This is a genomic window from Actinomadura sp. NPDC049382 (assembly GCF_040677125.1).
Taxonomy (GTDB): domain Bacteria; phylum Actinomycetota; class Actinomycetes; order Streptosporangiales; family Streptosporangiaceae; genus Spirillospora; species Spirillospora geliboluensis.
On sequence record NZ_JBFARO010000022.1, the window covers coordinates 53,982 to 75,062 of the forward strand.

The following is a 21,081-nucleotide window of genomic DNA, read 5'->3' on the forward strand; positions in this document are numbered from 1 at the left end:
CGGCCGCAGGAGCGGCGTTCTCCCCTGCTCAGGGCGAGAAGTCTTCGGTGGGCCGCGCGTCCGGGTGACGCGCGGTGTGTTGGTCCGGCCCGCTCACGGGCCTCGGTGTCGGACGCTCGTCAGGCGGTCGCGGCGCGGCAAGGGGGCCGCATCACGTCGCCGTCGCGGCGCTCCGGATCGCGGGGGTCAGGGCTCATGCACGGCCTCGCGTCCCGGCCGGGGGCCGGCGAGTGCGGTGGCGAGGATCTGGTCCAGACACGCGTGGGTGGCGCGGGTCGCGGCGTCCGCGTCGCCGCCCTCGACGGCGGCGGCGATGGGGCCGTGCGGGACGTCGGTGTGTTCGAGGAGGGCGCCGGCGGTCCCGATGCTGGCCCGCAGCGCGGCGCTGAAGTCGCGGTACAGGTCCGTCAGGACGCGGTTGTGGGTGGCCTCGACCACGGCCATGTGGAAGGCGAGGTCCGCTTCGACGAACGTCTCGTGAGCGCCGGCGGCCAGCGCGGCGTCGCGGCGGCCGAGGGCGACCGCGATGGCGGCGATGTCGGCCTCGGTGCGGCGGGTCGCGGCGAGCCGCGCGGCCTCCACCTCCAGCCCGCGCCGGACCTCCAGGATCTCGATGAGCTCCGCCCGCTCCAGGCGCCGCCGGACGGCCCCGGACAGCTCGCTCGTCGCGCGCACGTACGTCCCGTCGCCCTGCCTGCTTTCGAGGAGGCCCGCGTGGGTGAGCGCGCGGACGGCCTCGCGGACGGTGTTGCGGCCGACGCCCAGCGACTCCGCCAGCACGGGCTCCGGCGGGATCTTGGCACCGACCGGCCAGTTCCCGCCGACGATCTCGTCCCTGAGCTGGGCGATCACCTGGTCGACCAGGGAGGACCGCCGAGCCGTGCGCAACGTCATCGTCCAACCTCCGGTCAACCAGTCATCCTACGTTTAAGGGTAAAGCGTGATCAGGCTGGATTTGTTCCCGTTCGACGGGAGATGCCTCACACCGGCCTCGCGCCCGCAGGCGTGCACGGGTCAGCGGTGGCGGTCCTCGGACGGTGTGCCGGTGTCAGAGGGCGGGGTCGTCGTGCTGGCCGTGGAAGGACGGAGCCCGCGCACCGGACGCCGACATGAGCTGGGACGCGGAGAGACCCGCCGCCTGGAGCGCCTGACGGTAGGCGGTGGCCGCGCTCTCGCTGTCCTGGACGAGTTCGAAGAGCTCGCCCAGTTCCCTGTAGAGATGTGCCGCCGGACGGCCCGAAGCCAGCATCGCGAGCTGCTCGGACGCGGCGCGCAGCACCACCTGGGCGGCCGTGTGGTCGCCCTGGGCGACACGGGCCCGCGCTAGGACGAGCCTGGCCAGCACGCTCTTCTGCGTGCGGACGGCGAGGTCGCTGCCGGGCTGCGGCGTCACGCTGTGGGTGCTCGTCGGAGGAGCGAGGGCCAGGCCGGTGTTGAGGAACTGCTCCAGCGTGGCGATCGCGTCGTCCAGCTCGCCCATGAGGACCAGCGCGCGCGCCTTGGCGATGGTGCTCTCGGTGAACTCGTCTCCTTCGAGGTCCCCCGTGGCCTGGAGGAGAGCCAGGGCCTCCTGCGCGGCCTCACGGGACCCTTCGGCGCGCGGACGCTCGACGCCGAACTCACCGGACGGCATGGCACCCGGCGCCGCGACGACCGAGAACGGCAGGACGCCCCTGAGCAGTGCTTTGGCGCCGGCAAGGGCCAGACGGGCCTGGCTCTGCACAGGCGTGGCATCCGTACGTGCCGCGAGCGCCTGGTCGGCGAAGTAGAGGGAATCGCCGACGGTGCCCTCTTCCAGGGCCCGCATGCTCGCCCGCTGGTAGTGGACGCTCACCGGCTCGGCCTCGGCGGAGTCGTCGGGGTGGAGGAGCCGCCTGCCGAGGTCGTGCGCGCGCGCCGGGTCAGAACGGTCCACGTAGGCGAGCAGCAGGATGCGCCCGGCCTCGGTGAACTCGTTGCCGACGCCGAGCCCGAGCTGTTCGAGCCGTTCGACGGCGCGCTCGCCGAGCGCGATGGCCTGCCCCAGGTCGCCGACGGTGTGGTAGCACCGGGCAAGCGCGATCACGGGCGGCAGCCAGCTGGCCCGGCCCGGGTCGCGTTCGGCCTGCTCGCGCAGCTCCTCGAACAGCGCGATCGCGGCGTCCGTCCGGCCCAGCTCCTCCAGGGCGCGGGCGCGCCCCCAGCGGGCGCGGGACGTGAGGTCCGGGTCGTCGCTGCGGGCGATCACCTCGTCGAAGCCGGCCTCGGCGGTGGCGGCGTCGCCGCGCAGCAGCGCGAGGTGGGCGTGCCGCTCCCGCACCTCCAGGTGCGCGCGCTGCTCCGGCTCCACCCCCTCCGCGAGGTACTCCGGGGTGCAGCCGAGGCGCTCGGCGAGCATGCGCAGCACCGTCGGGGTCGGTGTGCGCTTACCCGACTCGATGAGGGAGATGTAGCTGTCGGAAAGGTCGTGACCGGCGAGCTGTGCCTGCGACAAGCGTCTGGTCAGCCGCAGGTTGCGGACACGTTCGCCGACATTGCCTGGACCCGGCATGTGGACTCACTTAGCGGAAGTAAACAGGCGGCTGGGGTGCCGACATGATTGCACATTGCGCGTTATCGCACATCGAGAGCAAGGAAGCGGGGATGGAAGAGGCCCGCCGGCGCGGACCCGTCCGGCGCCCGCGCGCACGCTGCTGGAACGCGGTGGTGCGCCGGTTCGTACCGGCCGGTCGTCCGGCGGTCGCGACGTCTGTCACCTCCCCGACGGTATCCGAACGGGCGGACAAGATCTCGGTCACCGCCGATATTGACCAGTCCGCCGCGCTTTCCGGCCATCGCGCCACCGGGGGCGTCTACCGCGCGCTCGCCCCCGACCAGGCCACGGGCGATCGACGCGGCCCGTCGTGCGGTTGCGCGCGGGCCGCCATCCTGAGCGGTGGGGTCACGCCTCGGGGTCGGCGCCGTCCTTGGGGCCGGGGGCGGCGGGGACGTCCTCGGTCTTCTTCGGCCGGCGCGGCGGCGGGGGCGGCGGGAGGGTCTTCTCCACCGGCTCCGGGTTCTTGTTCGGGAAGATCATCTCGCAGACTTCGAGGTACAGCTGCTCGGGGTAGGGCAGGTAGTCCACGTTGGTGAGCGCCTGGTCCTGGCCGGCGGACTCCAGGATGAACTCGCCGTAGCCGAGCATGCGGCCCGCGATCGTCCGCTTGAAGCTCATGTCGGTGACCTTGGCCAGCGGCATCATCGCGACCTTGCGGGTGATCAGGCCCGTGGTCAGCAGCATCCGCTGGTTGGTGATGACGAAGTAGTCGACCGACCATTCCGCGACGCGCCAGACGAACCAGGCGAGCAGGAGCAGCCAGCCCCACCAGATCCAGCTGATCACCTTGCCCGCGTCGCTGGCGACGGTGTTGCTCAGCACGCCCGCGATGATCAGGCCGCCGAGGACGAGCCCGACTGGGACCATCAGCACGGCCGGGTGGCGCCGCACCGTGATCACCTGGTTCTCGTGCGGGAGCAGGTACTTGTTGACCGACGCGGGCGCCGAGTCGCCGGGGGTGACGAGTCTCATCCCGGCCTCAGGCGAGCGCGTTGACGAAGGTGGCCAGGGAGCCGGCTGCGGACGCGAGGCCGTTGGCCGCCGTCTCCACGGTCTGCGCCGCGCCGTCCGGCTGCTGGATGACGTAGAAGGCCACAAAGGCCACCGCGGCCCATGTCATGTACTTCTTTGCGGGCACGGCTGCCTCCCGGAGCGTCGACTCACGGACCCCGGTTCAGTTTCGCACAGCGTGTCCGACCGGCAAAGCAAGGGATGTAGCGCGTTGCCGCCACCGAAGGCCCCCGCGGAGCCCGGCCGGTGGCACGTGCGCGGCCGGCTATGGCGCGTTGTCCAGCGACGACCGGCTCGCCTTGCGGCGCTTCTCGGCCGCGACCGTCGCGAGCACCTCCAGGTGGCGGCGCGCGATGCGCTCCACGAGATCGGGCGGCGCCGACCCCGTCACCTCTTCGGCTCCGTAACGCGCGGCGGAGACGCACCGCTCCACCGTGTCGGCGCCGTGCACCCCGTCGAACTCCTCGGTGAGCCGCTCGCCGATCGCGGCGTAGCGCGGCCGATCGTCCCCTTGGTGAGCCATCGTGTGACCTCGACTCGAAATCGCTCGCGCCGCCCGGTCCGTTGACGGTCCCCTGTGCCGGGACGGCGGAGGGAACGCGCACGGCGTTCCGTAGCCGTGTGGTACCCCCTGGGCCCGGGAACGAACATCGCAGGTCACGTCGGGTCTCGGGGGGGGGGTGGGGGCGGGAGGCGGCGGCGCGGCCGGGCCGGGTCAGACGACGCCGTACAGGCGGTCCCCCGCGTCCCCGAGGCCGGGCATGATGAAGCCCTGCTCGTCCAGGTGCGAGTCGATCGCCGCGGTGACCACCCGGACCGGCGCCGAGATGTCGGCGAACGCCCGCTCCAGGTACTCCAGCCCCTCGGGGGCGGCGAGCAGGCAGATCGCGGTGACGTGGTCGGCGCCGCGGTCGATCAGCAGCCGGATCGCGGCGGCGAGCGTCCCGCCGGTGGCGAGCATCGGGTCGAGGACGTAGCACTGCCGCCCGGACAGGTCGTCCGGCAGGCGGGTCGCGTACGTCTGGGCCTGCAGCGTGCCCTCGTCCCGGATCATGCCGAGGAAGCCGACCTCGGCGGTGGGGAGCAGCCGCGTCATCCCGTCCAGCATCCCGAGGCCGGCGCGCAGGATCGGCACGACGAGCGGCTTCGGGCTCGCCAGCTGGACGCCGTGCGTCTCGACGAGGGGGGTCCGGACGGTCGCCTCCGCGACCCGGACGTCGCGCGTGGCCTCGTAGGCGAGCAGGGTGACCAGCTCGTCCGCCAGGCGCCGGAAGGTGGGGGAGTCGGTGCGGACGTCCCGCAGCGTGGTGAGCTTGTGCGCGACGAGGGGGTGGTCGACGGCGAGGGTCTGCATGGGGTCACCGTAGCCCACCCGGGCCGCCCGGCCGGACCTTGCCGATCTAGGATAGGACGCCGCTGAGCTGGGCAGTATGGCGGTATGAACAGCGAGAGCGAGCACCAGCCGAGAGGACCTGCGGGGCCGCGCGAATCCGCGTCCGGCGCGCCCGGCCCGCCCGCCTCCCCCCGTCCGGCCGGACCGCCGGGCCCGTCGCGGGAGGCCGCGCCCCCGCCGGCCACCGCTCCAGGACCCTCCGAACCCGCCACTCCCGCCTCCGCCTCAGACGCCGCCTCCGAGGCCGCTCTCCCCGCGGCGGGCGCCCCGGTGACCGAAGTCACAGGCGAGGAGCCCGCGCCGCGCCCCGGCCCGCAGGGCGACATCTCCCCCGAGCAGGTGCGCGAGCATCTGCGCCGCAGAGCCGTCTTCCTGCGCGAGCTGGCGGAGGCCCGCGAGCTGCGCGCCCGGGTGACGCCGCACCGGTCCCGCCGCGCGCGGATCCACGCGGCCCTGCGGCGCCGCACCTTCCGCATCAATTGATGGGGATTGGATAGGTTCTTGGCGCCAGGTACCAGTACGTGGTGCCGACTCCCGGTCTGACCGCCGGGTGCGGCGCCGAGTTTGACGGTGGGGCACGCGTCTGCGCGCCGCATCTGCGACCATGCCCTGGCAGGAGACGCGCCGGTGGGGTGGAAATGACGGATGTGGACGCGACGGACTTCGCCGTCGTGGTGTACCGGGAAGACGAGCGCTGGGAGGCCGAGATCCTCCCGGTGGCGCTGACCGAGGACCTCGCGGGGCTGATCCATGCCCTGCGCCAGCAGCCGAGCCTCGGCGGCACGGTCGGGCTGGTCTCGGTCGGCGACGACTTCTTCGTCGCGATCCGGCTCCTCGGCGACGACGTCATGGTGTTCCTGTCGGACGTCACGGCCTCGGTCGACTGGCCGCTGGCCGGCCAGGTGCTCGACTACCTCGACATCCCGATCCCGGAGGACGAGGAGCTCGACCAGGTCCTCCCGGTCGGCGACATGTCGATCTTCGCCGACCTGGGGCTGGACGAGATGGAGCTCGGCGCGATCTCCGGCGACCTGGAGCTGTACCCGGACGAGATGCTGCTCAGCATCGCCGGCCGCGTCGGTTTCGCGCCGGCCTTCGAGCGCGCCCTCGACGCCGTCCCCTGATCCCCTGTTCTCTCGGCCCCTGCGCGCCTGACGTCGTAGGCCGCGTCCGGCAGTCCCTGATCAGGCGGATGTCGGGAAACCGTGGGTTCGGGCGTAATCGTGCAGGCCGGCCCAGTCGTCGCCCGTGTGGCTGTGGGCGGGGTCCAGGCAGCCGAGGCTGATGGGGCGCCTGGCGTCATAGCGGGGCGCGCGCGTGTCCGGCGGGTCGGTGAAGTCGAGGACCTCGGCGATGTTGCGGGCGGCGGCGTCCCGCACGGTCAGCGGCTCCAGGCCCCAGCGCCACTCGATCGCCTTCAGCACGGACGTGTGGTCGTACACCTCGTGCGCGACGGCGCCGCGCCGGGCCCGCGGCGAGATCAGCAGGCACGGGACGCGGAAGCCGCGCAGCCCGGTGCCGAGGTCGGGGCGCGGGTCGGGGCCGGTGGGCGGCGGGACGTGGTCGAAGAACCCGCCCCACTCATCGTAGTTGATCATGAAGAGGGTGCGCGGCCAGTTCGGCGACGTGACGAGCGCCGTGTAGACCTCGTTCAGGAACGCCTGCCCGAACCGGATGTCGGCGAGCGGGTGCTCGTCCTCGGACATGCCGGGCAGGAAGATCTCGCCGAGGAAGCCGGGCTCGACGAAGCTGACCGCGGGCAGCCGCCCGGCGAGGGCGTCGGCGCGGAACTCCCAGATGCTCCGGCTGATGTCGAGGTGGCGGAGCCCCCACAGCGCGGTGAACGGGACGTCGCTGAAGTAGTAGCGGCAGGAGACGCCCTTGGCCTTCAGCCGGTCCCAGATGGTGGTGGTCTCGGAGATCGTCAGCGAGTTGGAGATCCGGTCGGTCTGCGCCGCGTGCTGGTAGATCCGGTTGGGGAACGTGGACGACATGATCGCGGGGAAGTAGCGGTCGCAGACCGTCCAGTCGAGCGCGGCGTGACCGTGGAAGCCCAGGTCGGGGCCCTCGTAGTAGCCGATGGAGAACACGTCGTTGTTCCCGGCGCGCAGCCATCCGTCGCACTTGCCGTCGTTGTACTCGACGCGTCCGCCCGCGTAGGAGTGGTCGGGGTCCTGGAAGCCGCAGCCCCACGGCACCTTCAGATGGTGGGTGCCGTGCTCGTTGCCGTCGGCGTCGGTGAAGGTGAGGCCGGCCTGGCGGCCGTCCGCGCCTGGGAGCCAGCCGAGATAGTGGTCGAAGGACCGGTTCTCCATCATCACGACCACGATGTGGTCGATGCCGGACTCCGCCGGATCGGGGAGTTCGGCGACCGGTGCCCGTTTCGTCGCGGCGAGCTGGGCGGCGTGGGCCTCGGTGGACGACCCGCCGGCGGCGCCCGCCGCCAGGATCGCCGCGGCGCCCGCCGTCCCCGCCAGAAACCCGCGCCTGCTCAGTTCGTCCGCGCTCATGGCGTTCCTCCCGGATGGGGACCGCTGTGCAGTATCCGGACTTCCGGGACGCGGGGGAAGGACGGCAGCCGTCCGCCACCGGACAGAACCTGAAGTTTATTCACAACCGTGGCCGGGGAGCGGTGTCCGGATTCGACCGCGCACGAGGGGTGTGACCGCGACATCCCCGTGGGTCACAATGAGCACGTGTCCTACTTCGCCGCCGTGTTCGCGCGGACCCCGCAGGGCTGGGTCGGCGCCGAGGCCGTGCTCGCCGAGGCCGACCACGTCGACGACGTCGCCGACCTGATGCGCGAGGCCGCCGTCGAGTCCTACGGCGACCCGGTGCTGCTGCTGATCGAGCAGGACGACGACTGGTTCGCGGTCGTCCGGCTGGACGGGGAGGACGAGCCCCGCGCCTTCGTGTCCACCATCCGCGAGGACGGGCTCGGCGCGCTGTTCCAGCAGCTCGTCGGCGAGGTCCCGGACGGCGACTCCGGCGGCGACCCGGCCCTGCTGGAAGACCTCGGCGTCGAGGCCAAGCGGCTCGCCGACCTCGGCGAGCGCGCGCTGCCCGGCGACGCGCTCCTCGCGGTCGCCGAGCAGGCCGGCTTCGGCGAGGAATTCGACCGCCTCCGTGACTGAGCCCCGCCGTCCCGCGAACGCCTCCGATCCGGCGGGCGGTGTGACCGATCCCGTCCTCGCGCGGTACGTCCCGGCGATGCTGCGGGCGCTGGACGAGGCGCGCGCCGCCGCCGAGGCGGGGGAGATCCCCGTCGGGGCGGTCGTGCTGGACGCGTCCCGCGAGGTCATCGGCACCGGCCGCAACGACCGCGAGGCGTCCGCCGACCCCACCGGGCACGCGGAGATCGTCGCGCTGCGGGAGGCGGCGGCGTCCCTCGGCACGTGGCGGCTGTCCGGCTGCACGCTGGTCGTCACGCTGGAGCCCTGCACGATGTGCGCGGGGGCGTCCGTCCAGGCGCGCGTCGACCGGATCGTGTACGGGGCGGTCGACCCGAAGGCGGGCGCGATCGGGTCGCTGTGGGACGTCGTCCGGGACCGGCGCCTCAACCACCGGCCCGAGGTGATCGCCGAACTGATGGCCGACGAGTGCGCCGCACCGCTTATCGAGTTCTTCGCGCGCCGCAGAGTCGGGTAGGCTCTCCCGCGGTGGTGTCGCCTAGTGGACGAGGGCGCACGCCTCGAAAGCGTGTGAAGGGCAACCTTCCGTGGGTTCGAATCCCACCACCACCGCTCACAACGAGGGCCGCGACGGAGTCGCGGCCCTTTCTCGTGCCCTTTGCTCTGGGTGGCTCAGCCGACCGTGACCAGGGCCACACCGGCCGCGGCCACGAGGAGGCCCACGCGTTGGACGGCGCGCAGGCGCTCGCTGTAGGCGATCCGCGCTAACAGCACCGTGATCGCCGGGTAGAGCGAGGTGAGGACGGCGGCCAGGCTCAGCAGGCCGTCGTGCACCGCGAGGAAGTACAGGACGTTCGCGCCCGCGTCCAGGCTCCCGGACAGCAGCGCGAGCCCGATCAGCGTCCGTCCGGACACCCGCGGGCCGAGGCCGCGGCCGCGCGCGAGCAGGAACACCACCGCCGCGACCACGACGAGCAGGTTGCCGACGCGGGCGCCGACGATCGGCCACAGGCCGCTGCGGTCCCCCGCCGCCTCCAGCAGGACGAAGAAGACGCCGAAGCAGATGCCGGAGACGGCGGCCATGATCGGGCCGGAGTCCAGCCGGCGGCCTGCGGCGGCCTCGCCGCCGTCGCCGGCCTCCATGCTGACCAGGCCGATCGCGACGAGGCACAGCAGCACTCCGACGAGCACGGACGCGTCCAGCCGCTCGCCCTTCGCGATGCCCACGGCGACCGGCAGCACCGCCGCCGCCAGCGCGGACACCGGCGCCACCACGCTCATCGGCCCTCGCGCCAGCGCCCGGTAGAACGCGATCAGGCCGGCGCCGCCGCTCATCCCCGCCGCGAACCCCCACGCCAGCGGCCCGGGGCTCGCGCTCCCGCCGCCGAGCAGTGCGGCCACCAGCACCACCACGAGCCCGATCGGGACGCACCAGGTCAGCGCCTTCAACGCCGTGGACTTGCGCGCCACGGCGCCGCCGAGGAAGTCGGCGACCCCGTAGGCGAGCGCGGCGCTCAGCGCGAGGACGGTGACCATCACCGCCCGCCGAGCAGCCGACTTCCGATCCGGACGTCCGGCGAGATCGCGCGCAGCAGCTCCGCCAGGCGGTCGCCCGCCTCGGTCAGCCGCTCCATCGGGTAGGGCGCGAGGCTCTCCAGCAGGAACAGGCCGTTCTTCGTGTCCTCCGTCAGCCGCGTCCGGACGCACTGGCGCCAGTTCCACCGCCGGCACGTCACGCCGGCGTCGTCGCGCCACACGACCTCGCCCGCGTTCGGGTGCTCGACGGCGGGCTCCCCGCCCGCGATGACGTCGAACGGCTCGTCCCCCGAGGCCCGGACCAGGCGCGCCGGTCCCCGGTAGGCGTCGAGGTCCTCGCCGCCGATCGGCAGCGCGTACGCGACGCTCACCGCGTTGTAGGCGTCCACGACCTTGTTGATGGTCGGCAGCGCGTCCGCGCGCCGGAGCAGCGCGTCGACCGACGGTCGCGTCCGCTGCGGCTTGGCGCCGAACGCCCGGTACGCCTCGCGCCACGCCTCGACGTGCGGGTCCTCGGCGTCCGCCGTCGCCGCCGCCTCGGCCAGCCACCCCTCCGACTCCGCGTCCCCGGGCCCGTTCGCCAGCCCCTCCGCGGTCATCACGAGCACGGCGAAGTCGGGACGCAGTTCCCGCACGGCCTCGTCCACGACGACCTGCTCCAACATCCTCGAACCCTCCATACGGTCACTTTAATGAAACGCCGATACCACTATACCGACCGACCGCGGCCTCGTCCGAACAACGACCGGTGGGGATCCCTGTCTAGGCGGGGTCCGTCAGGTGGCGGTCAAGCGCCGCTGGACTTGAGCCAGTTCGTCGGGTTCCGCCTCCGTCGCGTGCCACATCAGGCGTAGGTCGTCACCGTGCCAACGGGGAACGAGGTGGACATGGAGGTGGAACACCTCCTGCCAGGCCGCCTCACCGTTGGCCTGGACGATGTTGAGGCCGTCCGGTGCGAGGGTCGCGCTCAGCAAGGCAGCGACCTTGTGGACCATCTGCGCCACCTGACCGTAGGCGGCTGCGGGGATGTCCCAGATGTTCGCCGCGTGCGCGCGCGGTACGACGAGGGTGTGCCCTGGGTTGGCAGGTGCGATGTCCAGGAATGCGACCGTGTGCTCGTCCTCGGCCACGCGGTAGGACGGCAGCCGGCCGGCGATGATCTCGCAGAAGGTGCAGGGGTTCATCCGCCTGATGATTCACCGGCGCCTTCGCATCCGCCATAACGCGCACGGGCGGCGGGGCGGAGAGCGTGTGCCGCCGGTTCGGGGCCGGGTGGTGCTGCGGGAGACTGGTCGTGCGGAGACGATGGGGCCGGGAGGGCGCTTGAGCGGGCAGGAGGCGATCGGGGAGGCCGTCGCGCGGACCGTGCGGGCGCTGCGGGCCGGTCACGGATGGAGCCTGGACGAGCTGGCCGGACGCGCCGGGGTGAGCAAGGGCGTGCTGGTCGGGCTGGAGCAGGGGCGCGGCAACCCGAACCTGGGCACGCTCATCCGCATCTCGGACGCGCTCGGTGTGCCGCTGACGCGGCTCGTGCAGGTGGAGGAGGAGCCGCCGGTGCGGATGTTCCGGCCGGAGCGGCACGTCGTCCTGTGGGAGGGCGAGCGCGGCGGGACGGGGACGCTGCTGGCCGGGAGCGACCCGAGGCCGTCGCTGGAGCTGTGGAACTGGGTGCTGCAACCCGGGGAGACGCGGGAGAGCGACGCGCATGTGCCCGGCACCAAGGAGATCGTCTACGTGGAGCAGGGCACGCTGACGCTCGGGGTGGACGGCCGGACGGATCTCGTCGAGGAGGGGGCCGCGGCCGTGTTCGTCGGCGACCGTCCTCACTCGTACGGGAATGCCGGCGACGACGAGGTCCGCTTCATCCTCGCCGTGCTGGACCTCTAAGTCCCGTCTTGCTTCCCCCGTACGGGGGAGTGGATCTGCCGCATTTCCTTCCGTGGCGGGTGCTTCGGGACGGACGGCTCCGGGAGGCTCGCCGTTGTCGGTCGGGTCTCAAGCGGGGAGAGTCCGAGGTGGAGGGTTCGGCAAGGCTTCCAGCAGTGGACGCGCGGTGGAGCGCCGTGGGTCGGTTCGCCGGATATGGCGCAGCGCTCAGCATGGCGCTGTATCTCGTCGTCAAGGTCGTGTGGGTCGCGGCGGCCTTACTCGGGCACCGTCCGGACGACTTCGGCACCGCGGACTGGGTGGCGCTCAACTCCGTCACCGTGGTGATGGCGGTGACCGGGGTCGTGCTGGGGCTGGCGCTGGCCCGGCCCTGGGGGCGCCGGCTGCCCGCCGCACCGGTCGTTTTCTTCTCGTGGGTGGGGTCGGGCTTCCTGGTTCCGATGCTTCCGTACGCGCTGGTCAGCGGGGTGATCGGCGCGTTCGGGGGCGGCTCGGGCGGGGGCGGTTCGGGATCGGATGACTCCGGCTCGGTTCCGCAGTGGGAGACGGTCTTCCTCACGATCGGCTTCATCGGGATGGCCGCCGGGCTGGCCGTGGCCGTGCCGGTCTACCTGCGGGAGCGATGGCCGAGGGCGTTCGCCGGCCGGGTCGGGGACGGGCCTGGCCGTCCGTCGCCGGTGGTCGCGGTGGCGGGGGCGGCGGCCGTCGCGCTGGGGCTGCTCTGGACGTACTGGGCGCTGGGCGGGACGGTCGGCCTCGACCCGGCCCACCGCGATCACTGGGATCTGAACGGGCGGCTGCTGAACGGGAGTTCGGCGCTGTGGGCCCTGCTCGGCGCGTGGAGCGTGTGGGCGCTCACGCTCGGTCGGCCCGCCCGGCTGCCGCGGTGGGTTCCCATGACGCTGGCCTTCGCGGCTTCGGGCTCGCTGTTCGCGTGGAGCGGCTGGAAGCTGCCGATGGCGATCCTCCGGCCCGGGGGCTTCGTGACCGCCGAGTACACGTCGGTGGCCGTCGTGCAGCACCTGGTGAGCATCGCGGTCGGCTTGACGCTGATGGCCGCCGTCCTGCGGTCCGTGCCCCGGCCGATGCGTGGGGCGGGTCAGGAGGTCAGGCGGACGGGCATGGCCAGGTAGCGGTAGCCGGTGTCGGTTTCTTCGGGGGCTTCCTCGTCGTCCTTCTTGTCGGGGATGGCGGTGAGGAGGGCGGCCTTGGTGGGGCCGGCGCATTCGAGGCGGGCGTACTCGGTGTCGATACCGGCGAGGCCGTCCAGGAGGAACTGGGGGGCGAACGCGATGTCGATGTCCTCGCCGGTGAGGGACGCGGGCAGGGCCTCGTTGGCGCGGGCGGAGTCGCCCGTGGCGGCGCGGATGCGGACCTCGTCGGCGGTGAAGGCCAGCCGGATCGGGGTGCCGCGCTCGGTGACGAGGGCGGCGCGCTTGATCGCCTCGACGAACGGCGCGACGCGGATCTCGGCGACGGACGTCCAGGTGCCGGTGAGCCGCGACCGGTAGTTGATGTACTGGTCGTCCAGCAGGCGGCTGGTCATGCGGCGGCCGCCGCCGGAGACGCCGATGAGGGTGTCGCCGGCGCCGCCGAGGTCGATCGCGACCTCCGCGCCGCGCTTGATCGCCTTGGCGGTGTCGGCGAGGGTGCGGGCGGGCACGACGACGCCGGCGGTGAAGGCGGGGTCGTCGGGCGACCAGGTCAGCTCGCGGGCGGCGATGCGGTAGCGGTCGGTGCAGGCCAGCCACATCGTGTCGCCCTCGATGTCGACGCGGACGCCGGTGAGCATGGGCAGCGTGTCGTCGCGCCCGGCGGCCGGGGTGACCTGGGCGACGGCGGCGGCGAACAGGTCGCCGGGGACGGTGCCGGCGCGGGCGGGCGGCTCGGGGAGGGTGGGGTAGTCCTCGACGGGCAGCGTCAGCAGGCCGAACTCGGCGGGGCCGCAGCGGACCACCACCTCGGAGCCCTTGGTGAACACCTCCACGGGGTGCGGCGGGAGGTTCCGGACGATGTCCGCGAGGAGCCGGCCCGGGACGAGCGCCCGGCCCGGCTCGGCGACGTCGGCGTCCTCACGGGCGTGGGCCGACACCTCGTAGTCGAACCCGGCGAGCGTGAGCTCGCCCTCGTCGGTCACCTCGATGAGCATGCCCGCGAGGACGGGGAGGGCGGGACGCGCCGGGAGCGTCCGCGCCGCCCATGCGACGGCGTCGGCGAGCGTCTGCCGGTCGACTCGGAACTCCACCTCGGTCAGCCTTCCATCGGTGAGCGTCTACGCCCTGCACGGTAGCCGCCGGGTCTGACAGAACGCGTCAGAAGAGAGTCGCCTCCTCGGCCGCGGTGCGCGTCCTGCGCTCGAAGTCGAGCAGGTAGCGCTTGCGGTCGAGGCCGCCTCCGTAGCCGGTGAGGGAGCCGGTGGAGCCGACGACGCGGTGGCAGGGGACGATGACGCTGACCGGATTGCGCCCGTTCGCGAGGCCGACCGCGCGGGACGCGGACGGGCTGCCGATCTCGACGGCGAGTTCGCCGTACGTCGTGGTCCGGCCGTAGGGGATCTCCTGGAGCGCCGCCCAGACGCGCTGCTGGAAGGGCGTCCCGCGAAGGTTGAGCGGGACGTCGAATTCGGTCAGTTCCCCTGCGAAGTACGCGGTGAGCTGCTTGGCGACGGTCGCGAAGGGTTCGGCGTCAGGGTCACCGGGTGCGCCGAAGGTCTCTTCAGGCGGAAGGTGGCGCTGCTTCTCCATGTAGAGCCCGGCCAGGCCACCGTCTACGGCCACCACGGTGAGGGGGCCGACGGGGCTGTCCAGGACGACGTGTGAAGTCATGAGGTTCCTCAGTGTGCTGGAAGCAGGTTGATGGGATGGTCGCTCGTCGCCCACAGGTACTGGACGGCGTAGGCGCGCCAAGGACGCCATGGAGCGGCGCGCTTGGCGAGGGCGGCCGGTGTCGAGGGAAGGTCCAGATACTTGGCGGCGGCCCGGACCCCCAGGTCGCTGGGGATGAACGCGTCCGGGTCACCGAGAGCACGCATCGCGATGGTCTCGATGGTCCACGGGCCGAAGCCGGGTAGCTCGGCCAAGCGCGCGCGGGCCTCTTCCCAGTCGCTCCCTACGCCCAGGTCGATCTCGCCGCTCGCGAGCGCACTGACAAGGTTTGTGAGGGTGGTGCGCCGGGTCTTGGGGAAGGCGAGCGTCTCCGGGTCTAGTTGCGCCAGTGCGGCCGGTGTCGGGAACAGGTGCGTGAGGCCACCGCCCGGATCGTCTATGGGGTCGCCGTAGGCGGTGACTAGGCGGCCCGCATGGGTGCGGGCGGCGGCCGTGGAGACCTGCTGCCCCAGGACGGCCCGCACGGCGAACTCGGGCCCGTCCACGGTCCTGGGGACGCGCCGTCCGGGGGCCTTGTCGACCAGCGGGGCCAGGACGGGGTCGGCGCGGAGCAGGTCGTCCACGGCGACGGGGTCGGCGTCCAGGTCGAGCATCCAGCGGCAGCGGCTGATCGCGATGGTCAGGTCGCGGAGGTCGCTGAGGCTGAGCGTGCAGGCGACATGGTCGGGCTGGGGCCGGAGGGTCGCGATGCCGTGCCCGTGGGGCAGGCGCATGGCGCGGCGGAACGCGCCGTCCCGCCATTCCTCGACGCCTGGCACCGCGGTGGCGGTGAGATGGCCGAACAGGTTGTCCGGGCAGAGCGGCGTACGGAACGGCAACCGCAGAGCGAGAACGCCTGACCCGCCAGGAGGATGTCCCTTGGCGACACGGTCGCGCAGTGCGGTGGGCGTAAGCGCGAACACCTCGCGCACGGTGTCGTTGAAGGCGCGGATACTCGCGAACCCCGCCGCGAAAGCGACGTCCCCCATCGGCAGGGGTGTCGTTTCGATGAGCAGCCGTGCCGTCTGGGCGCGCTGGGCTCGTGCCAGAGCGAGCGGGCCCGCGCCCAGTTCCGCGTTGAGCTGCCGCTCTATCTGGCGCGTGCTGTAGCCGAGGCGTCCGGCAAGGCCCGGCACGCCCTCCCGGTCGACGACACCGTCCGCGATGAGGCGCATGGCCCGTGCGACGACGTCCGCCCTGTGGTTCCACTCGGGCGAGCCGGGGGAGGTGTCGGGCCGGCAGCGCTTGCAGGCCCGGAAACCGGCCTGCTGGGCCGCGGCCGCACTGGGGTAGAAGCGCATGTTCTCGGGCTTGGGCGGGACGACCGGGCAGCTTGGCCGGCAGTAGATCCCGGTGGTCACCACCCCGGTGAAGAACCACCCGTCGAAGCGGGCGTCCTTCGACTGGACGGCCCGCACGCACCTCTCCACGTCATCGTGCATGCCTCCAGCATCACCGATGGCGATACGCCCTCACTAGCGAGAAAACGACATCATCATCACCGGTACTACGATCGTCCCCCGACCGGCACCGGCGAGGGGAACCCATGGAGAACCAGCCCGACGGCGGCTTGTTACCGTCCCACGACGCCGACGGATCAGCGGGATCCGCCGCATCCGGCGAGGTGGTGCTGAGGCCGCCGCGCACGCTCCGCTACGCGGCCCGTGCGCTGATCGTGTTCGGCGCCCTGCTCGTCGGCATCGCGGTATATCTGTTCACGATCGAGGTTTTCGTCCCCAGCCTGTGCATCGCCTTCATGGGACTGGCCGCCGCCGGGCGCGCGATACCGCTCGCGGTGGGCCGGGTGACGCTCGATCCGCGCGGGCTGCGCAGCAAGGACGACCCGGTCGGGGAGAAGTCACTGACCTGGGACGGCATCGAGCGGCTTGAGCTGCGCCGCCGCCTGTGGACGGAGTCGGTGGTGGCGGCCGACGGCTCCACCGAGGTGACCCTGGCGGCGCCCGTCCGGCTGCGCTTCGGGCATGATCGCGAGTTCGACGCCGCCCTGGCCGACCTGTCCCGCCGGGCCGGGACCGGCGCGGTGCGCGGACGGTCGCTCCTGACGTGGCGCTACGCCTTCACCCATCTGGCGATTCTCGCGGCATGGACGGCCCTCTTCGTGGCCTTCGATCCGGTCTGGCACCACTCCTCCTGGCCCGGACGCGAGGAGGCGGTGCGCCTTCCCAACGCGTGCCACGTGATCGAGCCCACCGCCAAGGTGATGTTCCCCAAGCAGGCACCTCAGCGGCTTCCGAACGACGACGAAGAGAAGTGCCGGTTCGGCGATTCGCTGTCGCTCAAGTACACGCTCTTCAGGTACGCCATTGGCATGGACGGCGGGATAGAGCGCGCCGAGGAGCGGTTCCGTGAAGGACCTGGCGGGCCCACGCTCGACGATGAGGGCGCCCGCAAACTGCCGGGCATCGGCGACGAGGCCACGATCGTCACGGCCGCCTACCAGGACGGCACCCGCGTCCACCAGATCCAGGTCTCCGCGCGCAAAGCCAACGTCGTCGCTTGGCTCGTCTACGCGCCCCCGGAGAAGCGGGACTCCCGTGACGAGGCCGTCCAGGAGGCCGAGCGCCTCGCCCGCGCCGCCGTCGCCGCGATCACCGTCGAGTGAGGGACGGGGCGCCGGACGGGCATGACGTCGCAGGTACATGACGTCCCAAGTAATCGATCTTCCGCCGGGGCGCTGGCAGCGTGAGGGGCACCGGGAGACGAACCCGGTCGATCAGACGGGAGTCATGACATGAACGACGTTCAGCAGCGGGTCGAGCGGTACCTGGCGATCTGGAACGAGAAGGACCCGGCCGCGCGCCGCGCCGCGATCGACGAACTGTGGACGGAGAACCCGGTCTACGTGGACCCGCTCGGCGCGGCCGAGGGCCGGGACGCCATCGACGCGTTCATCGGCGCCGCGCAGCAGCAGTTCCCCGGCCTGGTGTTCCGTCCGGCTGGCACCGTGGACGCCCACCACAACGTGGCCCGCTTCACCTGGGAGCTCGGCCCCGAGGGCGGGGAGGCGATCGCCGCCGGCTTCGACGTGGCGGTCTTCGGGGACGACGGCCGGTTCGAGCGGGTGACCGGGTTCCTCGACATGGTCCCGGCCTGAAGGCGAGTGAGCGGGGAGGTGCCGGACGCCTGCGCGGCGTCCGGCACGCGGTATCTGGCCCCTCAGATCTGGCGTAGTGCTCCTCCGTCCACCGTCCATTCGGCGCCCGTGACCTGAACGGCCAGTGGGGACAGCAGGTAGGCGATGACACGGGCGACGTCCTGGGGCGTGCCAAGACGTCCTGTTGGGAGCCGCCGTTCCTCGTGGACGAACCGCTCGATCGCCTCCTCCACCGGAAGGTCGTACTGGGCGGCCAGTTGCTCGGCGAACCCTCCGGGCTCGTCCCACAACCGTGTCCGTGTGGGGCCGGGCGTGACGACGTTGGAGCGGATGCCACAGCGGCCGAACTCCCCCGCCAGCGTCTTGGACACCGACAGAAGGGCCGTCTTGGACGCGGCGTAGTCCACCAGCGGCGTGTCAGGGAACCGCCCGGCTTCGCTGGAAACGTGCACGATGCTCCCCGCTCCCTGGTCGATCAAGGCCGGCAGCGCGGCGCGGGCCATGCGCACGGCGGCATGGAAGTTCAGCTCGAACGTCGCGTGCCACTGATCGTCGGTCACGTCGAGGAAGCCGATCCGGGATTCGAGGGCGCCGGCGTTGTTGACCAGGCCGTCCAGCCGCCCGTGGCGCGCCAGGGCGGCGTCGACGACGCGCTGCGCGGCGGCGGGGTCGGTGAGGTCGGCGGCCACGTCGGCGGACGAGCGCGCGACGCCGACGACATGCGCGCCCTCCTCGGCGAGCAGCCGGGCGGCGGCCGCGCCGATCCCGGCGGACGCGCCCGTCACGATGTACACCCTGCCGTCGAGTTCGAGGTCCATGGCGGTCTCCTTCACCGGTCGCCGGAGCGGCGCAGGAACGACCCGACGAGGGCCGCGCCCGCGAGGGCGATCAGGGCGTTCACCGCGGTCGCGAGGTGGAGCCCGCCGAGGACGGACGCGTTCGCCGTGGCCACCGCGCTCATCACCGGGATGCCGAGGGTGATGGCGACCTGCTGCGTCATCGTGGCGAGGCCGGTCGCGAGGCCCTGCTCGCCGTCCGGCAGCCCGGACGTCGCGGTCCCCATGAACGCGACGATCGCGACGAGATTCCCGAAACCGCCGATCGCGGTCGCGGCGAGCAGCAGCCCGAGGGAGCCGCGCGACTCCCCGAGGCCGAGCAGCGCGGCGGTCGCGGCGGCCTGCAGGACGAGCCCGGCGACCAGCGTCCCCCGGCCGCCGAGCCGGCCCATGATCCGGGGCGCGGCGACGCCGCCGGCGAACGTCCCGGCGCCGAGGACGCCGAGCGCGAGCCCGGTCGTGAGTGCCGTGAAGTCCAGGACCTTCTGCAGGTACAGGGTCATCAGGAACACCAGCGACGTCTCGGTGGCGAACGCGACGAACCCGGCCACGTTGCCCCAGGCGACCGTCCGGCGGGTCAGCACGCGCAGCGGCGCGAGCGGGGCGGGTGAGCGCCGCTCGACCAGCACGAACGCGGCCAGCAGCAGCACGGCGGCGGCGAGGGCGCCGAGCGCGGGCGGCGAACTCCAGCCGGCCGACCCGGCGGAGGTGATCCCGTAGACCAGGGCGAGCAGCCCGCCGGTCACGGTCACCGCGCCCGGAACGTCCAGGCTCGCCCCGTCCCGGGAGCGGCTCTCCGCAATGACGGCGGGCGTGACCGCGAGGATCAGCACCGCCACCGGGACGTTGACCAGGAACGCCCAGCGCCAGCTCAGCAGGTCGGTGAGGACGCCGCCGAGGATCGCGCCGACCGTGAACCCGGCGGACATGAGGGCGCCGCTGAGCCCGAGCGCGCGGGTCCGGAGCGGGCCCTCCGGGAAGGACGTCGTGATCAGTGACAGGGCCGCCGGTGTGGCGATCGCCGTGGCGAGCCCCTGCAGAACCCGGCCCGTGAGCAGCATCGCCGGTGACGTGGCCATCCCGCCGATCAGCGACCCTCCGGCCAAGAGCGCCATGCCCGCGAGCAGCATCCGGCGGCGTCCGAACAGGTCGGCCACACGGCCGAACAGCAGCGTGAATCCGGCGGCGGGAAGGGCGAACGCCGTGGCGATCCACTGCAGCTCGTCCAGCCCGAAGCCCAGGCCCTTGCCGACGACCGGCAGCGCCACGTTGAGGATGGAGAAGTCGATGGCGAGCATGAACTGCGCGCCGAGAAGAAGAGTCAGGATCAGCTTGTGCCGCGACGACATCCGCTCAGGAGCGGACACGGCGGTGGTCAATGCGGTCATGCAGGAGACCATCGCTGCGTTGGGCGCGCCTACCCAGACCCCGCTCGTTCGTACCACTCCCAGTAGCAGGCTCCGGGCTGGATAGCCTCTGCGGCATGGCACGGAACGGCGAGCTGGGCGAGTTCCTCAAGTCGCGGCGTGCGCGGCTGCGCCCCGAGGACGCCGGCCTGCCCTCCTACGGGACACGGCGCCGCGTGCCCGGCCTGCGGCGCGAGGAGCTGGCGCAGCTCGCCGGCGTCAGCGTCGCGTACTACATCCGGCTGGAGCAGGGGACGGCCGACGGCGTGTCCACCGACGTCCTGGACGCGATCTCCCGGGCGCTGCGGCTCGACGGTGACGAGCACGACCACCTGCACCGCCTCGCGCACCCGCCGCGCCGCGCGCCCATCACCGCGCCGCCGCGCCTGCGGGCTCCCCTGCAGCACCTGCTCGACTCGTTCACCCACGCGCCCGCGTACGTGGTCGGGCACTACACGAACGTGGTCGCGTGGAACCGGCTCACCGCCGCCGTGTTCGTCGACCTGGCGAGCGTCCCGCCGGACGAGCGGACCTGGTCGCACCAGATCCACCTCAACCCCGACTACAAGGCGCGGCTGGGCGACAACTGGCCGACCGTTGCCCGGCGCAACGCCGCCTACCTTCGGTTCCGTTCCGGCCAGGACCCGGACGACCCGAACCTGCGCGCGGTCATCGAGTGCCTGCGGGAGCGGAGCCCTGATTTCCACCAGATGTGGTCGGCGCACCACGTATCGGACCTGACGCACGGCGAGGCCCGTATCGACCACCCGGAGGTCGGACGGCTCGTCCTGCCGTTCGAGACCTTGCACCTGCCGGGCGACCCGGACCTGAGCCGCCTGATGCTCTACGCGGCCGAACCGGGGTCGCCGTCGGAGGCCGCCCTGCACAGGCTCGCCGAGAGGTCCACCTGCCGCTCCAGCGCCGACCTCGCCTAGGCGTCGCCTAGGAGCCTTGATCGGCCGCCGTACGGAAGTGGGCTTCGCGGTCCAGCGTGGCCAGCACGGTGTTGAGGACGGCTATAACGGCGAACACGATGGCCAACGTCGCATGGTCCACGCCATAGAACGCCAGGGCACCCGCACCGAAGACGATGGCCTTGACCAGAAGGACAAACGGCAGCGCGACCTTGAACCGGGCGCGCGGCGCAGCAAACAAGCCCCACAGGACCATCGCGCCCACCGGCGTCCCGATTCCCAAGGCGATGTTGACGACGACGTTGCCGCCCGTGGTGAAACCCCACCAGGCCAGCGCGACGATGGCCGCGACCTCCAGGACGAAGGCGAGCCCCTCGTTCAGCACATGAAATGGCCCAGGAAGACGCACGCCG

General features: G+C 72.4%; 24 protein-coding genes, 1 tRNA gene and 1 pseudogene. 10 read left to right on the plus strand and 16 right to left on the minus strand.

Annotation, left to right across the window (positions count from 1 at the left end; all coding sequences use genetic code 11):
- Positions 1-186: 186 nt before the first annotated feature.
- The 6 genes and pseudogenes from AB0K34_RS16420 to upp form a co-directional block, all read right to left on the minus strand.
- Positions 187-894 carry a FadR/GntR family transcriptional regulator gene (locus AB0K34_RS16420; protein ID WP_138641452.1) on the minus strand — a complete coding sequence of 236 codons (708 nt, stop codon included), beginning with the start codon at positions 892-894 and terminating at the stop codon, positions 187-189.
- Positions 895-1,048: 154 nt separating this feature from the next.
- Complete coding sequence (locus AB0K34_RS16425) at positions 1,049-2,530, minus strand: helix-turn-helix transcriptional regulator (protein WP_301173849.1); 1,482 nt, start codon at positions 2,528-2,530, stop codon at positions 1,049-1,051.
- Positions 2,531-3,037: 507 nt separating this feature from the next.
- Positions 3,038-3,547 (minus strand): annotated as a pseudogene (locus AB0K34_RS16430) (PH domain-containing protein); the annotation flags it as partial.
- 7 nt (positions 3,548-3,554) lie between these two features.
- Positions 3,555-3,713, minus strand: a complete 159-nt coding sequence (locus AB0K34_RS16435; protein ID WP_171069554.1) for a hypothetical protein — start codon at positions 3,711-3,713, stop codon at positions 3,555-3,557.
- A 138-nt stretch (positions 3,714-3,851) separates the two neighbouring features.
- Positions 3,852-4,109 carry a hypothetical protein gene (locus tag AB0K34_RS16440; protein WP_138642380.1) on the minus strand — a complete coding sequence of 86 codons (258 nt, stop codon included), beginning with the start codon at positions 4,107-4,109 and terminating at the stop codon, positions 3,852-3,854.
- A gap of 192 nt (positions 4,110-4,301) precedes the next feature.
- A complete protein-coding gene (gene upp / locus AB0K34_RS16445) occupies positions 4,302-4,940 on the minus strand; it encodes a uracil phosphoribosyltransferase (RefSeq protein ID WP_301173848.1) in 639 nt (212 codons plus the stop codon).
- Positions 4,941-5,249: 309 nt separating this feature from the next.
- Between upp and AB0K34_RS16450 the strand changes: the two genes are divergently transcribed.
- Entirely contained in the window at positions 5,250-5,462 is a 213-nt protein-coding gene (locus AB0K34_RS16450) for a hypothetical protein (RefSeq protein WP_138641692.1), read from the plus strand.
- Positions 5,463-5,617: 155 nt separating this feature from the next.
- Positions 5,618-6,103: a tRNA adenosine deaminase-associated protein gene (locus tag AB0K34_RS16455; RefSeq protein ID WP_138641691.1), complete on the plus strand. Its 486-nt coding sequence runs from the start codon at positions 5,618-5,620 to the stop codon at positions 6,101-6,103.
- 60 nt (positions 6,104-6,163) lie between these two features.
- Here AB0K34_RS16455 and AB0K34_RS16460 read toward each other — a convergent pair whose 3' ends face one another.
- Positions 6,164-7,489 carry an alkaline phosphatase family protein gene (locus tag AB0K34_RS16460; protein ID WP_364549379.1) on the minus strand — a complete coding sequence of 442 codons (1,326 nt, stop codon included), beginning with the start codon at positions 7,487-7,489 and terminating at the stop codon, positions 6,164-6,166.
- Between the two features lie 186 nt (positions 7,490-7,675).
- On the opposite strand from AB0K34_RS16460, the gene AB0K34_RS16465 reads away from it, so the two are divergent.
- From AB0K34_RS16465 to AB0K34_RS16475, 3 genes are all read left to right on the plus strand, one after another.
- On the plus strand, positions 7,676-8,113 hold the full coding sequence (locus AB0K34_RS16465; RefSeq protein ID WP_138641689.1) for a hypothetical protein: 438 nt from the start codon (positions 7,676-7,678) through the stop codon (positions 8,111-8,113).
- Between the two features lie 76 nt (positions 8,114-8,189).
- Positions 8,190-8,627 carry a tRNA adenosine(34) deaminase TadA gene (tadA, locus tag AB0K34_RS16470; protein ID WP_138641694.1) on the plus strand — a complete coding sequence of 146 codons (438 nt, stop codon included), beginning with the start codon at positions 8,190-8,192 and terminating at the stop codon, positions 8,625-8,627.
- Positions 8,628-8,637: 10 nt separating this feature from the next.
- A tRNA-Ser gene (locus tag AB0K34_RS16475) sits at positions 8,638-8,722 on the plus strand.
- A gap of 60 nt (positions 8,723-8,782) precedes the next feature.
- On the opposite strand, the gene AB0K34_RS16480 is transcribed toward AB0K34_RS16475, so the two are convergent.
- The 3 genes from AB0K34_RS16480 to AB0K34_RS16490 form a co-directional block, all read right to left on the minus strand.
- On the minus strand, positions 8,783-9,646 hold the full coding sequence (locus AB0K34_RS16480; protein ID WP_364549381.1) for an EamA family transporter: 864 nt from the start codon (positions 9,644-9,646) through the stop codon (positions 8,783-8,785).
- Positions 9,646-10,326 carry a phenylalanine--tRNA ligase beta subunit-related protein gene (locus AB0K34_RS16485; protein WP_364549384.1) on the minus strand — a complete coding sequence of 227 codons (681 nt, stop codon included), beginning with the start codon at positions 10,324-10,326 and terminating at the stop codon, positions 9,646-9,648. Before AB0K34_RS16485 ends, AB0K34_RS16480 begins: the two co-directional genes overlap by 1 nt.
- Positions 10,327-10,422: 96 nt before the next feature.
- Entirely contained in the window at positions 10,423-10,830 is a 408-nt protein-coding gene (locus tag AB0K34_RS16490) for an HIT family protein (protein WP_301173845.1), read from the minus strand.
- A gap of 139 nt (positions 10,831-10,969) precedes the next feature.
- Here AB0K34_RS16490 and AB0K34_RS16495 point away from each other — a divergent pair, with 139 nt between their 5' ends.
- Positions 10,970-11,533: an XRE family transcriptional regulator gene (locus AB0K34_RS16495; protein ID WP_301173844.1), complete on the plus strand. Its 564-nt coding sequence runs from the start codon at positions 10,970-10,972 to the stop codon at positions 11,531-11,533.
- Positions 11,534-11,745: 212 nt separating this feature from the next.
- On the plus strand, positions 11,746-12,666 hold the full coding sequence (locus AB0K34_RS16500; protein WP_364549387.1) for a hypothetical protein: 921 nt from the start codon (positions 11,746-11,748) through the stop codon (positions 12,664-12,666).
- On the opposite strand, the gene dnaN is transcribed toward AB0K34_RS16500, so the two are convergent.
- The 3 genes from dnaN to AB0K34_RS16515 form a co-directional block, all read right to left on the minus strand.
- Positions 12,633-13,778, minus strand: coding sequence for a DNA polymerase III subunit beta (dnaN, locus tag AB0K34_RS16505; RefSeq protein WP_364549389.1), 1,146 nt, complete (start codon positions 13,776-13,778; stop codon positions 12,633-12,635). The two genes, AB0K34_RS16500 and dnaN, sit on opposite strands and share 34 nt — an antisense overlap.
- A gap of 67 nt (positions 13,779-13,845) precedes the next feature.
- On the minus strand, positions 13,846-14,358 hold the full coding sequence (locus AB0K34_RS16510; RefSeq protein WP_301173841.1) for a methylated-DNA--[protein]-cysteine S-methyltransferase: 513 nt from the start codon (positions 14,356-14,358) through the stop codon (positions 13,846-13,848).
- Positions 14,359-14,366: 8 nt separating this feature from the next.
- Positions 14,367-15,839 (minus strand): DNA-3-methyladenine glycosylase 2 family protein, encoded by a 1,473-nt coding sequence (locus AB0K34_RS16515; RefSeq protein WP_364549393.1) that lies wholly within the window; start codon positions 15,837-15,839, stop codon positions 14,367-14,369.
- A gap of 104 nt (positions 15,840-15,943) precedes the next feature.
- Between AB0K34_RS16515 and AB0K34_RS16520 the strand changes: the two genes are divergently transcribed.
- Positions 15,944-17,020, plus strand: coding sequence for a hypothetical protein (locus tag AB0K34_RS16520; RefSeq protein ID WP_364549396.1), 1,077 nt, complete (start codon positions 15,944-15,946; stop codon positions 17,018-17,020).
- A gap of 129 nt (positions 17,021-17,149) precedes the next feature.
- Positions 17,150-17,512 carry a nuclear transport factor 2 family protein gene (locus AB0K34_RS16525; RefSeq protein ID WP_138636767.1) on the plus strand — a complete coding sequence of 121 codons (363 nt, stop codon included), beginning with the start codon at positions 17,150-17,152 and terminating at the stop codon, positions 17,510-17,512.
- 62 nt (positions 17,513-17,574) lie between these two features.
- Here the strand turns inward: AB0K34_RS16525 and AB0K34_RS16530 are convergent, their stop codons facing one another.
- Together AB0K34_RS16530 and AB0K34_RS16535 are read right to left on the minus strand one after the other, a co-directional pair.
- Complete coding sequence (locus AB0K34_RS16530; RefSeq protein ID WP_301173838.1) at positions 17,575-18,330, minus strand: SDR family oxidoreductase; 756 nt, start codon at positions 18,328-18,330, stop codon at positions 17,575-17,577.
- A gap of 11 nt (positions 18,331-18,341) precedes the next feature.
- Positions 18,342-19,736: an MFS transporter gene (locus AB0K34_RS16535; RefSeq protein ID WP_301173837.1), complete on the minus strand. Its 1,395-nt coding sequence runs from the start codon at positions 19,734-19,736 to the stop codon at positions 18,342-18,344.
- 95 nt (positions 19,737-19,831) lie between these two features.
- Here AB0K34_RS16535 and AB0K34_RS16540 point away from each other — a divergent pair, with 95 nt between their 5' ends.
- Entirely contained in the window at positions 19,832-20,689 is an 858-nt protein-coding gene (locus AB0K34_RS16540) for a helix-turn-helix transcriptional regulator (protein WP_301173836.1), read from the plus strand.
- Between the two features lie 7 nt (positions 20,690-20,696).
- On the opposite strand, the gene AB0K34_RS16545 is transcribed toward AB0K34_RS16540, so the two are convergent.
- Entirely contained in the window at positions 20,697-21,077 is a 381-nt protein-coding gene (locus AB0K34_RS16545; RefSeq protein ID WP_301173835.1) for a YrdB family protein, read from the minus strand.
- Between the last annotated feature and the right edge of the window lie 4 nt (positions 21,078-21,081).